The organism is Wujia chipingensis (assembly GCF_014337155.1).
GTDB classification, from domain to species: Bacteria; Bacillota; Clostridia; order Lachnospirales; family Lachnospiraceae; genus Coprococcus_C; species Coprococcus_C hominis.
In genome coordinates this window covers 1,625,943-1,638,799 of sequence record NZ_CP060632.1, presented here as the reverse complement: position 1 = coordinate 1,638,799, position 12,857 = coordinate 1,625,943, and the positions used below count along the sequence as shown (strand labels likewise).

Genomic DNA, 12,857 nt, shown 5'->3' with positions numbered 1-12,857 from the left:
ATGGCAAAGAAATTTTATGCTGTGAAAAGAGGTGTTCGACCGGGAGTATATGAAACATGGTCTGCCTGCGAACCGCTTGTGAAAGGGTTTCCGGGAGCAATATACAAGAGCTTTCCGACGAGACAGGAGGCGGAGGCATTTGTAGGCAGAGAATGTGTGACGGAAGAATCAAAGCATACCGATGAGAATATGGTATATGCGTTTGTGGATGGTTCTTACAACAGTGCCACACAGGTATATGGGTATGGTGGATTTTTGATGGATCATGGTGAGAGGTATGTCCTGCAGGGACATGGTGATGATCCGGAGATGGCATCCATGCGTAACGTGGCAGGTGAGATACTGGGCGCGATGGCGGCAGTGAAGCTTGCAGTGGAAAAAGGATTACCAGAATTGGCGATTTATTATGATTATCTTGGAATCGAGATGTGGGCAACCGGAGGTTGGAAGCGGAACAAGACCGGAACGATTGCATATTACGACTATATGCTGCAGGTACAGGACAAGATCCGTGTCACATTTATAAAGGTAAAAGGGCATTCCGGTGTGGAAGGCAACGAGGAAGCGGACCGCCTTGCAAAGGAGGCAGTCGGCATCACCGGATAGCGTACGCGAGAGATTAAATTTAAGATAAAGAAAAGTGGAGATGAAAGATGAAATTTCAGATGAGTAATTTATTTCGGAAGAAAGAAGAACCAGTGGAAAATAATGTGGTAGAGACAGAAGCACCGATGGCAGAGGAAGCACCGAAGGCAGAAGCTAAGGTGGCACCGGAGCAGACGGCAGCTACTGCAGAGGAAGAAGTGACAGTTTGTCCAAAATGTAAGCAGGAATTTAAGAAGTCTGCAATCAAGGACAACTACAATGTATGTATCGCATGCGGATACCATTATGTGGTTTCTGCAGAGAAGCGGGTACGGCTGTTGGTGGATCCGGGTACATTCAAGCCACTTCGCTGTAAGGTTGCATTCTCCAATCCATTGGATATGCCGGAGTACGAAGAGAAAATCGAGCGCCTGCAGGAAAAGACAGGACTTGAAGAAGCGGTCTATACCGGTGTTGGTAAGATCGACGGAAATGAAGCAGTCATTGCAGTCATGAGCAGCAAGTTCCTGATGGGAAGTATGGGTATGGCTGTTGGTGAGAAGGTTACAAATGCAGTGGAATATGCAGACAAGAAACATCTTCCACTTATTATATTTACCGCAAGTGGCGGCGCGCGTATGCAGGAGGGTATTTTATCCCTGATGCAGATGGCGAAGACGAGTGCAGCGATTGAGAAGTTCAGTGAGCATGGTGGATTGTACATTTCCTACTTGACACATCCGACAACCGGTGGTGTTACCGCCAGCTTCGCAACATTAGGCGATATTACATTGGCAGAGCCGGATGCTTTGATCGGATTTGCCGGACCGCGTGTAATCGAGCAGACGATCGGACAGAAGCTTCCAGATGGATTCCAGCGTTCGGAGTTCCAGATGGCACATGGCTTTGTCGATCAGATCGTGCCGAGAGATAAGATGCGGGAAGTCATCTCCCATATTTTACGTTTACATGCGAAGAAAGGAAGATAATCATGATTAAAGAGATAGATGAGAGAATTGCGGAAATCGATAAAGAGATTGAAGAGATCATGGCGAGTGATCTGGTAGATGAGGCAAAGGTATATGTCCTGAAGCGGGAACGTCATGACCTGATACATATGTGTAAGAATCTGAACAGCCATGATAAGGTATATCTGGCACGTCACAAGAAGCGTCCGAAGATCACAGAGTATGTTGATGCGATCTTTGATGATTTCTTTGAGCAAAAAGGGGACGCGCTTGGTAAGGAGGATGCAAGTATCTATGGCGGTATTGCAACCTATCATGGAATCCCTGTGACGGTGATCGGACATCGTAAGGGAAACGATCTGGCAGAGAATCTGAAATGTAATTTCGGTATGCCGGGACCGGAGGGTTACCGGAAAGCACTGCGTCTGATGAAGCAGGCAGAGAAGTTCGGCAGACCGATCATTACATTTATTGATACACCGGGTGCATATCCGGGATTGGAAGCAGAGAACAACGGACAGGGTAGTGCCATCGCGGTAAACCTTGCGAAGATGAGTGCTTTGAAGGTGCCTGTAATCGCCGTTGTAACTGGAGAGGGAAGCTCCGGCGGTGCACTTGCCATCGGCGTGGCAAACAGTGTGCTGATGCTTGAGAATGCCGTGTATTCCATCCTTTCACCAGAGGGCTATGCGTCCATTCTGTGGAAGGATTCTTCCCGCAGTGAAGAGGCTGCCGAGATGATGAAGCTGACTGCACAGGATCTGAAGGAGTTCGGTGTGATCGACGATATCATTCCTGAGCCAATCGGCGGTGCACATCTGAATCATAAGGTTGTATTCAAGGCAACTGACCGCGCGATCAAGAAGGAGCTTGACAAATACATCAAGATGAACCCGGATGAAGTTGCAAAGCATCGTTATAAGAAATTCAGAACGATCGATAATAAATACCTGCATGTGATCTAAGATGACTGTGCAGGAAGAGAGTGACAGAGAGTAAGAGGAAAGATAAGATGAAAGAGGGCTTACATATTGTAGGTATGGGGCATTATGCTCCGGAACACGTAGTGACAAATGATGATTTAAGCAAGATTGTAGATACAAATGACGAGTGGATCTCCAGCCGTACCGGTATTCGCAGAAGACATTTTATTACAGAAGAGAAGAATCAGGATATGGCGATTGCCGCAGCGAAGATGGCAATCGAGGATGCAGGCATCGACAAATCTGAGATCGGCGTTGTGATCGTAGCAACGATCCGCCCGGATCATATGACACCTTCGGTGGCATGTATGGTTCAGAAAGAATTGGAGTTTCCACAGGATATTCCGTGTTTCGATATCAATGCAGCCTGCTCCGGATTCATGTATGGTGTACAGATTGCAAGAGGCATGCTGTTACAGAGCGATAAGAAATATGGCGTGGTTATCGGTAGTGAGACATTGTCCAAGATTCTGGATATGAATGACAGAAGTACCTGTATCCTGTTTGGTGATGGTGCAGGTGCCGCAGTCGTAGAGCTTTCTGATACACACCGCTATTTCAGCATCCTTGGTGCAAAGGGCGATGATGTTGTACTGGAATGCAGCAACGAAGATCTGCAGCCACGTCACGTCAGCATGCTTGGCAGTGAAGTGTTCAAGTTTGCGGTAAGTACTGTTCCGAAGACAGTTATGCAGCTTCTGGAGAAGGCTGGTGTGACAGCCGATGATATTGATCTGTATGTCTGCCATCAGGCAAATAAGCGTATCATTGAGTCCGTGGCAAAGAAATGTAAACAGAGCATGGACAAGTTCTATATCAATCTGGATGAGTATGGAAATACAAGTTCTGCAAGTATTCCAATCGCACTTTCTGAGATGAACCAGAAGGGCATAATCAAACCGGGTATGAAGCTTATTTGTGTAGGATTCGGCGGCGGTCTGACATGGGGCGGTGCGTATCTGGAATTCTGATAAATTTGTATCAGATCAATTATTGAAGCTACTGTGCTTATGAGTAGCACAATTATGAAATATAAATTTGGGCATAGTGTGAGGAGGATAAAGATGAGATTAAATGAATTCCTTGGAATCAAGTATCCGATTATTCAGGGTGGAATGGCGAATATCGCACTTGGCGAGTTTGCAGCCGCTGTCAGCAATGCCGGCGGACTGGGACTGATCGCATCCGGCGGATTTGACGCAGAGCGTATCCGTGAGGAGATCAAGAAGTGCCGTGCTTTGACCGATAAGCCATTTGGTGTAAACCTGATGCTGATGAATCCGGATGTCGACAATATCGCAAAGATGTTGGTGGAAGAGAAGGTTGATGTAATCACAACCGGAGCCGGAAGCCCGGAGAAATATGTGGCTGACTGGAAGGCAGTTGGCACAAAGGTTATCCCGGTTGTCAGTGGTGTTGCTCTCGCAAAGCGTATGGAGCGTATGGGTGTGGATGCCCTGATCGCAGAAGGCGGCGAGAGTGGCGGACATGTCGGTGAGATGACAACGATGACACTTGTACCGATGGTTGTCGATGCAGTTAATATCCCGGTTATCGCAGCCGGTGGTATCGCAGACGGCAGAGGGATGGTTGCAGCATTTGCACTTGGCGCAATCGGCGTACAGATCGGAACGGTATTACTTGCCAGTGAAGAATGTCCGATCCATATCAATTACAAAGAAGCAGTCATCAAGGCGAAGGATAACGGTACAGCAGTGACTGGCAGATCCAGTGGTGCTCCGGTGCGGGTAATCAAAAACCAGATGGCACGTGAGTATCTGAAGATGGAAGGCAAGGGTGTTCCAAGAGAAGAGTTAGAGCAGCTTACACTTGGTTCTCTCCGCAAGGCTGTCTTAGATGGCGATACAAAGAACGGTTCTCTGATGGCTGGTCAGGTCTGTGGTCTTGTAAAGGAGATCAAGCCGGTGGCAGAGATCTTGAAGGGCTTGTATGAGGATTCCCTTGCAGAGCTTGCAAAGCTGAACAGTGAGGGCATTTAGATAAGATAAGGCACGCGAATGCGTGACGGCATAAATTGATAGAATAATCATAGATAAGCAGGAGGAAATTATGAAGATCGGTTTTTTATACGCTGGACAGGGTGCACAGCATGTCGGAATGGGAAAAGATCTCTATGAGGCATATCCAGAGTTCCGCGAGGTATTTGACAATGTAAAGCTTGATTTTGACGTGAAGGAATGTTGTTTCGATGGTCCAATCGAGAAGCTTGGACAGACAAGATACACACAGCCATGTATGGTTGCCTTTGCGGTTGGTGTGACAAAGATTCTTGCAGCAAAGGGTATCGTACCGGAGATCGCAGCCGGACTTTCACTCGGTGAGTATTCCGCACTCTATGCGGCAGGTGTATTCGAGGAGCAGCAGGTCATCGACCTTGTTGCATATCGTGGTAAATCCATGGAAGAGGCAGTGACAGGCAGAGACACTGGTATGATCGCAGTTATGAATCTTGACCGTGAGACGATCAAGGCATGCTGTAAGCAGGCAGAGGAAGAATTTGCAGACAGCGAGTTCCATATCGCAGAGGTTGCAAATTATAATACACCAGTTCAGGTGACTGTATCTGGTGATACACCGGTTATCACAAGAGCCGGAGAGCTGATGATGGAGAAGGGCGCAAGAAGAATCGTGCCTGTTGCAGTCAGCGGACCATTCCATACATCTCTGATGAAGCCGGCTGGTGACAAGCTTGCAGAGCGTTTCAAGACCGAGCATTTCGGTGAGATGAAGTTCCCTGTTCTGTTCAATGCAACCGGTAAGGAGCTTGCAGCAGATAAGACAATTCCTCAGATGCTTGAGACACAGGTACAGAGCAGCGTATATTTTGAAGATTCTATCAAGTACATGATCGAGCAGGGCGTTGATACCTTTATCGAGGTTGGTCCGGGTAAGACACTTTCCGGATTCGTAAAGAAGATCGACCGCAGCTTTGCTACTTATTCAGTAGAAGATATCGATTCATTAAATGTATTATTAGAAGCACTTGGAAAGTAAATTTGGAGGGAATCTATGACATTAGAGAATAAAACAGCCATTGTCACAGGCGGAAGCCGTGGAATCGGTCGTGCAATCTGTGTTGCGCTTGCAGAGGCAGGTGCCAATGTCGTAACCTGTTATGCACATGGCGCAGCTGGTGCCGAAGAGACAGTAAAGCTGTGTGAGGCATATGGTGTGAAGGCATCCGCCATTCAGGCAGATGTTGCAAAAAATGAAGATGTACAGGCACTCGTGACAAAGGTAAAGGAAGAGTACGGAAGCATTGATATTCTTGTCAACAATGCAGGTATCACGAAGGATAACCTGATGTTGAAGATGACGGAGGAAGATTTCGAGCAGGTCATTGACACGAACTTAAAGGGTGCATTTCTGTGTATCAAGCATGTATCAAAGATCATGCTCAAGCAGAAGCGTGGACACATTATCAACATCAGCAGCGTGGTCGGTGTCCGTGGAAATGCCGGACAGGTCAATTATGCATCCAGCAAGGCAGGCTTGATCGGTATGACAAAGTCTGTTGCGAAGGAGATCGGTTCCCGTGGCATTACCGTGAATGCGGTGGCACCGGGATTTATTGAGACAGATATGACAGCAAAGCTGCCGGAGGCTGTTGTGGAAGAGAACTTAAAGAGTATTCCGATGAAGAAGCTTGGCAAGGTCGAAGATGTTGCAAATCTTGTCCGTTTTCTGGCAAGTGATGATGCAAGTTATATTACCGGTCAGGTCATCTGTGTAGATGGCGGTATGGCAATGTAGGAGGGAAAAAATGAGCAGAAGAGTTGTGATTACAGGTTTAGGAACTGTAAACCCTTTGGGAAATAACGTAGAGACAACATGGGATAATGTAAAAAAAGGTGTCTGCGGAATTGATGAGATTACAAGAATTGATACGACGAACCATGCAGTGAAGCTTGCCGGAGAGGTAAAGAATCTGGATGTAACAGCTGTAATCGACAAGAAGGATGCCAGACGTATGGACCGCTACGCACAGTATGCAGTTGTTGCAGCTGACGAGGCATTTAAGCAGAGTGGTCTGGACATGGAGAAGGAAGATGCAGAGCGATGTGGAGTCATCTTCTCCAGCGGTATCGGCGGCATGGAAGTCACAGAGAAAAACTACCAGACTGGCGAGAGACGTGGTTTCGACAAGATCTCCCCATTTTATATTCCGATGACAATCGCGAACATGGGTGCTGGAAACATTGCGATCCGTTTTGGCTTCAAGGGCATCTGTTCTTCCGTTGTAACAGCCTGTGCATCCGGTAACAATGCAATCGGAGACAGCTTCCATTATATCCGTGACGGATATGCAGATGTTATGATCTGTGGTGGTTCTGAGGCAGCAATTACCGATATGGCAATCGGTGGATTTACAGCGATGCAGGCATTAAATACAACAACAGACAAGAACCGTGCTTCAATTCCATTTGATAAGGAGCGTGCCGGTTTCGTCATGGGTGAAGGTGCCGGTGCACTTGTATTAGAAGAGTATGAGCATGCGAAGGCGCGAGGTGCGGAAATCCTCGGCGAGGTTGTAGGATACGGTGCAACCTGTGATGCATACCATATCACAGCCCCATGTCCGGATGGAGCAGGTGGAGCAGCCTGTATGGCAATGGCAGTGAAGGATGCAGGTATCAAGCCGGAGCAGGTTGGTTATATCAACGCACATGGTACATCCACACACTTAAATGATGCAGGCGAGACAATGGCGATCAAGACAACATTTGGTGAGCATGCATACAAGCTGATGGTTAGCTCTACAAAGTCTATGACCGGACATCTGCTCGGTGGTAGTGGTTCCGTAGAAGCTGTAATCACAGCACTTGCATTGCATGATGGATTTATTCCTGCAACGATCAACTATCAGGTGCCAGATGAAGAGTGTGATCTGGATATCGTTCCAAATGAAGGAAGAAATGTACAGGTAGAGTATGCGCTTTCCAACTCCCTTGGATTTGGTGGACACAACGCAAGTATTCTGCTGAAGAAGTTTGAAGCGTAGATTGCAGGACGAAGGAGAAGAAGATGGAATTAAATTCAAATCAGATACAGGAGATTTTGCCACATCGTTATCCGTTCCAGTTAGTCGACCGGATCACAGATTTTGAGCCGGGAAAGTGGGCGAAAGGTGTCAAGTGTGTATCCGTGAATGAGATGCAGTTTCTGGGACATTTTCCAACACAGCATGTCATGCCGGGCGTACTCGTGATCGAGGCGCTCGCACAGGTTGGTGCGATTGCAATTTTGTCCGAGGAAGAGCACAAAGGAAAAACTGCGTTTTTCGGTGGCATCAAGAATGCGAGATTTAAAAAGCAGATCACGCCGGGCGATGTAATCGAGATGGAATGCGAGATCATAGACCAGAAGGGACCAATCGGTTCTGGAAAGGCTGTCGCAAAGGTAGATGGAAAAGTTGCTGTAACGGCAGAACTTACATTTGTCGTAGGCGCATAAATCGTGTATAATAATAGGGCTGTCATTGACAGCTCTATTTTTTGAGGAGTTAAACAAATAGATGGATGAGAAGAAATTAACCAATCGAAGCCTTGCTCCGGTGCTTTCTATTGCAGGTTCGGATAGCTCCGGTGGTGCGGGCATACAGGCAGACTTAAAGACGATGCTTGCAAATGACTGCTATGGTATGTCAGCCATCACAGCACTGACTGCGCAAAACACGATGGGAGTTACCGGTATTATGGATGTGACACCGGAATTTCTGCGGAAGCAGATTGATGCAGTGTTTTTGGATATTTCGCCAAAAGCTGTGAAGATTGGCATGGTATCCGATAAAGCCTTGATAAATACAATCGCGGAAGCACTTGAAGACTGGCATGCGGAAAATATAGTCGTAGATCCGGTGATGGTCGCAACAAGCGGAAGCCGGTTGTTAAAGGAAGATGCGATTTCCTGTCTGACAGAGATGCTTCTTCCACTTGCGACACTGATCACGCCGAATATCCCGGAGGCAGAGCTGCTTACGGGAATGACGATTCAGTCCAAAACGGATATGGAACAGGCGGGAAGATGCCTGTATGACAGATTTCATTCCCAGGTGCTGATTAAGGGCGGACATGCGATTGAGGATGCCAGCGATGTATTGGTTGGAACCGAAGTGATCTGGTTCCACGGTTCCCGTATCGACAATCCGAATACACATGGTACCGGATGTACTTTATCCTCTGCGATTGCGTGTGGACTGGCAAAAGGATATTCGGTTGCGCAGAGTATCAGCTATGCCAAAAGTTATCTTAGTGGCGCACTTTCGTCAGGTCTTGATCTCGGCAGAGGGAGTGGGCCAATCGACCATGGATGGCAGATACAGGAAAACGTCAGATCTTTATAACGATTTTTACGGGAAAATGGCGTGAGAGTAAAAGAGAAAAGTCAGGTAAAAATCTGGAGATTAAACAGAAAATGAAGATAAATAAAGAACAGTTACAGGTCTATGCTGTAACAGATAGAAAATCAGTAAATAAGAAACGATACGCAACCCTGATAGATGCGGTGGAAGCGGCAATTAAGGGTGGTGCGACGATCGTGCAGCTGCGGGAAAAAGAGCTTTCCGAAGATGCATTTCTTGCAGAGGCAAAGGAAATCAAAAAGCTGACGGGAAGATATGGCATACCGCTTATCATCAACGATAATGTGGCACTGGCAAAAGTCTGTCACGCAGATGGCGTACACTTAGGACAGGGCGACATGCAGGTGGAAGAAGCGCGTGCTATCCTTGGGGATGCAGCGATCATCGGTGTATCCGCCCACAATGTAGAGGAAGCTCTGCTTGCGGAAAAACAGGGTGCTGATTACCTTGGTTCTGGATCTGTCTTTGTGACGACGACCAAGCAGGATGTAACAGCACTCCCTCTGAAGACGCTGCGGGAGATCTGCCGTGCTGTGCAGATTCCGGTTGTGGCAATCGGGGGTGTCAGTGCGGAGAATATCAATCAGTTAGTTGGTTGCGATGTGGCAGGTGTCGCGGTGGTATCTGCGATCTTTGCGCAGGACGAAATTGAGACAGCGACCGAAGCGCTTAAGGCACAGGTGAAGGATATGCTTGCAAAGACAGAAACGTTTGATGCATTATATCAGAAACTGATGCCACTCTTACAGGGTAAAAAGGGCGTGCTTTTCGATATGGATGGAACACTGATTGACAGTATGCCGATGTGGCGGACACTGGATGTGGAATATATCGGCAGGTACGGCATCCATCCGGACATGGAGTTTCACCATCAGGTGGCGACGATGACACTCATTCAGGCGGCGAACTTCATCAAAGAACAGTTTGACATCCCGAAGACTTCGGAGGAGATCTTCAATGATTTCCAGAATATGGTGATCGAGGAATACCGGAATACGATTCCGCTGAAGCCATATGCCCGCGAGCTTGTAAAGTGGATGAAACGGGATGGCTATAAGGTGGCGGTTGCAACGGCAAACGAGATTCATTTAAGTGAGATGGTACTAGAACGGACCGGGCTTATGGCGGATGTTGATACGATCGTCAGCTGTACGATGGCGGGGGCGAGCAAGGAATCACCGGCCGTATATGAGCTTGCCTGTGCGAATATGCGGATTACTCCAGTGGAATGTGTGATTTTTGAAGACAGCTTACGTGCGATGTATACAGCGAAGAAAGCCGGATTTGTGACGGTTGCGGTTTATGATGATGTGGCAAAGGACAGCTGGGAAGAGATCTGCCGGATTACAGACGAACAGGTGGTGCTTGAATAATGGAGAAAAAGAAAAAAACAGAGATACAGACAAGCTGCGATACATGTGCGTATCTGATCTATGATGAGGAATATGAGGAATACGTCTGTGACGTGAGTATGGACGAGGATGAGATCGCCCGGTTGTACGGGGACAGCCATTATAGTTGTCCGTATTATAAGAACGGCGATGAGTATCGGGTTGTAAGGCATCAGATGTAGGAAAGGAAAAACAGATGAAGAAAAATATAGTATTGATCGGTATGCCGGGAAGTGGAAAAAGCACGATCGGCGTATTGCTCGCAAAAGCAATCAATTATCAGTTTATCGACGGTGATCTGCTGATCCAGCGACAAGAAAAAAAGACATTGGTCGATATTATCAACGAGAAGGGTATCGATGCATTTCTTGCGATTGAGAATCAGGTGCTCCGGGAGATCAACACGGAAGCATCCGTGATTGCGACTGGCGGCAGTGCGATTTTCTCGGAAGAAGCGATGAAGCATTTAGGCGAACAGGGACTGATCGTGTATCTCGATGTAAGCTGTGAGGAGATTATCCGTCGCGTGAATAATATCTCGACGCGTGGTATCGCAATGAAGCCTGGAAAGACATTAGCAGATCTGTACGAGGAGCGCAAACCATATTATGAGAAATATGCGCAGCTCACGATTCCATGTGATGGGAAGACAATGGAGCAGTGCGTACAGGCGATTGCGCTTGCGGTAGACAACCCGGTGCGGATGTGCTAAAATGAGGTTGTATTTTTGATAAATGAAAGCAAAAAAATGATAAAGGAGTTGTGCTTTTATGAAGTTACGTAAGAAATTCAACAAAGTAACGGCATGGATACTGACGTGTATTTTGTTCTTCACGATGGCATTTTCGATTACATCGGAAGCATATGGAGAAGGCTATACACATGCAAAGCAGTTTAAAAACTGTCATATTTATAATGGTATTGATGTATCTACCTGGAACAAACAGATTGACTGGAATGCAGTTAAAGCCTCCGGGATTGATTTTGCATTTATCAAGGTCGGCGGACGAGGCTGGGGTTCAGCAGGAACCTTATACCATGATTCCCGTGCACTGGAGAACCTGAAAGGTGCGAAGGCGGCAGGCATCAAGATAGGAGTTTATTTCTTCTCGCAGGCGATCACAGAGAAGGAAGCCGCAGAGGAAGCACAGTATACGATCAACTATCTTCATACATATGGCATCTCAATCGATCTTCCGATTGCGATGGACTTTGAGTATGCCAGTGATTCTCCGACCGGAGGCAGACTGAGAACGGCGAACCTGACAAGGGAACAGGCGACGAATGTCTGTCTGGCATTCTGCAGCTACGTGGCAACAAGAGGCTATACACCAATGGTGTATGCAAACAAGTCAATGCTTACCAACGATATGAATGCATCTACGATCGCCAGCAGATATCCAATCTGGCTGGCACAGTATAATTCAAGTGCGACTTATACAGGCGCATATTCATACTGGCAGTATACAAGTTCTGGAACGGTTCCGGGCATCGAAGGTCGTGTTGATATGAACTTCTATTATTCAACCGATGGAAGCTTCTCTTCGAAAATCAACATTCCGGTACCAACCGGGGAGACTGCTCCAGCGGATGCAAAAATCGTCTATGCAACACATATTCAGACATATGGCTGGGAAAAAGAGGAAACGTATGATGGTGGTATCAGTGGTACGGTTGGACAGGCAAAACGGCTTGAGGCAATCAAGATTCGGAACAATACCGGCATCGAGGGAAGCGTTGAGTATCAGGTACATTGTCAGTCATTCGGATGGATGGACTGGACGATGGATGGCGATATTGCAGGTCTGACAGGGCTTGCAAAGCGATTAGAGGCAATTCGGATTCGGTTGACGGGACAGCTGGCAGAGCAATACGATGTCTATTACCGTGTACAGTGCCAGACCTATGGCTGGTTAGACTGGGCGAAGAACGGACAGACTGCAGGTTCGACGAATTATGCGAAACGACTCGAAGCAATCCAGATTAAGCTTGTTGAAAAAGGCGGCATGGCACCGGGCAACACTTCAAAGGTGTATGTGTCTCCGTTGATTGGATATAACACACATGTACAGACATACGGCTGGACCGGTACCGTTTTTGATGGTACGACAGGCGGTACAACCGGACATGCAAAACGTTTGGAATCAATTTCTATCACGAACTTGACAGAGACGTCTGGTAATGTCGTATATCGTGTGCATGGACAGACCTATGGCTGGCAGGGCTGGCGTCAGAATGGCGCACAGGCAGGCTCGATTGGACAGGCAAAGCGTCTGGAGGCAATCCAGATCAAGCTGACTGGAACACTGGCAGAGAAATATGATGTGTATTATCGTGTACATTGCCAGACATACGGCTGGATGGGCTGGGCGAAAAATGGCGATCCGGCAGGAACAACCGGACATGCAAAGCGCTTAGAGGCAATCCAGATTGTATTAAGAGCGAAAGGAACTGGTGCACCGGGCGCATCCAGTCAGCCGGCTTATGTCGGTGGTGCGGTGCCACAGTAATTACATAAAATCAGAAAAAAAGGAAATACTACTCCGAA

At 47.3% G+C, this 12,857-nt stretch carries 14 protein-coding genes; all 14 read left to right on the top strand.

Features of this window, described 5'->3' with window-relative positions; genetic code table 11:
- The 14 genes from H9Q76_RS07670 to H9Q76_RS07600 all read left to right on the top strand — a co-directional run bounded on the left by H9Q76_RS07670 (position 1) and on the right by H9Q76_RS07600 (position 12,819).
- A complete protein-coding gene (locus H9Q76_RS07670) occupies positions 1-606 on the top strand; it encodes a ribonuclease H1 domain-containing protein (protein ID WP_118670667.1) in 606 nt (201 codons plus the stop codon).
- A gap of 47 nt (positions 607-653) precedes the next feature.
- Positions 654-1,574 carry an acetyl-CoA carboxylase, carboxyltransferase subunit beta gene (gene accD, locus H9Q76_RS07665; protein ID WP_249320888.1) on the top strand — a complete coding sequence of 307 codons (921 nt, stop codon included), beginning with the start codon at positions 654-656 and terminating at the stop codon, positions 1,572-1,574.
- Positions 1,575-1,576: 2 nt separating this feature from the next.
- Complete coding sequence (locus H9Q76_RS07660; protein WP_021984438.1) at positions 1,577-2,518, top strand: acetyl-CoA carboxylase carboxyltransferase subunit alpha; 942 nt, start codon at positions 1,577-1,579, stop codon at positions 2,516-2,518.
- Between the two features lie 47 nt (positions 2,519-2,565).
- The gene (locus H9Q76_RS07655; RefSeq protein WP_117781375.1) at positions 2,566-3,507 is read left to right on the top strand and encodes a beta-ketoacyl-ACP synthase III; all 942 of its coding nucleotides are present in this window, start codon (positions 2,566-2,568) and stop codon (positions 3,505-3,507) included.
- A 93-nt stretch (positions 3,508-3,600) separates the two neighbouring features.
- Entirely contained in the window at positions 3,601-4,536 is a 936-nt protein-coding gene (locus tag H9Q76_RS07650; protein ID WP_021984440.1) for a DUF561 domain-containing protein, read from the top strand.
- 70 nt (positions 4,537-4,606) lie between these two features.
- Positions 4,607-5,551, top strand: a complete 945-nt coding sequence (gene fabD, locus H9Q76_RS07645) for an ACP S-malonyltransferase (RefSeq protein ID WP_117781376.1) — start codon at positions 4,607-4,609, stop codon at positions 5,549-5,551.
- 15 nt (positions 5,552-5,566) lie between these two features.
- Positions 5,567-6,310 (top strand): 3-oxoacyl-[acyl-carrier-protein] reductase, encoded by a 744-nt coding sequence (gene fabG / locus H9Q76_RS07640; protein WP_117781377.1) that lies wholly within the window; start codon positions 5,567-5,569, stop codon positions 6,308-6,310.
- A 10-nt stretch (positions 6,311-6,320) separates the two neighbouring features.
- A complete protein-coding gene (fabF, locus tag H9Q76_RS07635) occupies positions 6,321-7,559 on the top strand; it encodes a beta-ketoacyl-ACP synthase II (protein ID WP_249320887.1) in 1,239 nt (412 codons plus the stop codon).
- A 23-nt stretch (positions 7,560-7,582) separates the two neighbouring features.
- Complete coding sequence (gene fabZ / locus H9Q76_RS07630; RefSeq protein ID WP_118373356.1) at positions 7,583-8,011, top strand: 3-hydroxyacyl-ACP dehydratase FabZ; 429 nt, start codon at positions 7,583-7,585, stop codon at positions 8,009-8,011.
- A gap of 61 nt (positions 8,012-8,072) precedes the next feature.
- Positions 8,073-8,900 (top strand): bifunctional hydroxymethylpyrimidine kinase/phosphomethylpyrimidine kinase, encoded by an 828-nt coding sequence (thiD, locus tag H9Q76_RS07625; protein ID WP_118373355.1) that lies wholly within the window; start codon positions 8,073-8,075, stop codon positions 8,898-8,900.
- A gap of 71 nt (positions 8,901-8,971) precedes the next feature.
- A complete protein-coding gene (gene thiE, locus H9Q76_RS13830) occupies positions 8,972-10,291 on the top strand; it encodes a thiamine phosphate synthase (RefSeq protein WP_147352522.1) in 1,320 nt (439 codons plus the stop codon).
- The gene (locus H9Q76_RS07610; protein ID WP_021984447.1) at positions 10,291-10,491 is read left to right on the top strand and encodes a DUF6472 family protein; all 201 of its coding nucleotides are present in this window, start codon (positions 10,291-10,293) and stop codon (positions 10,489-10,491) included. Before thiE ends, H9Q76_RS07610 begins: the two co-directional genes overlap by 1 nt.
- Positions 10,492-10,505: 14 nt before the next feature.
- On the top strand, positions 10,506-11,021 hold the full coding sequence (locus H9Q76_RS07605; protein WP_021984448.1) for a shikimate kinase: 516 nt from the start codon (positions 10,506-10,508) through the stop codon (positions 11,019-11,021).
- A gap of 58 nt (positions 11,022-11,079) precedes the next feature.
- Positions 11,080-12,819, top strand: coding sequence for a GH25 family lysozyme (locus tag H9Q76_RS07600; RefSeq protein ID WP_118373353.1), 1,740 nt, complete (start codon positions 11,080-11,082; stop codon positions 12,817-12,819).
- The last annotated feature ends 38 nt before the right edge of the window (positions 12,820-12,857 follow it).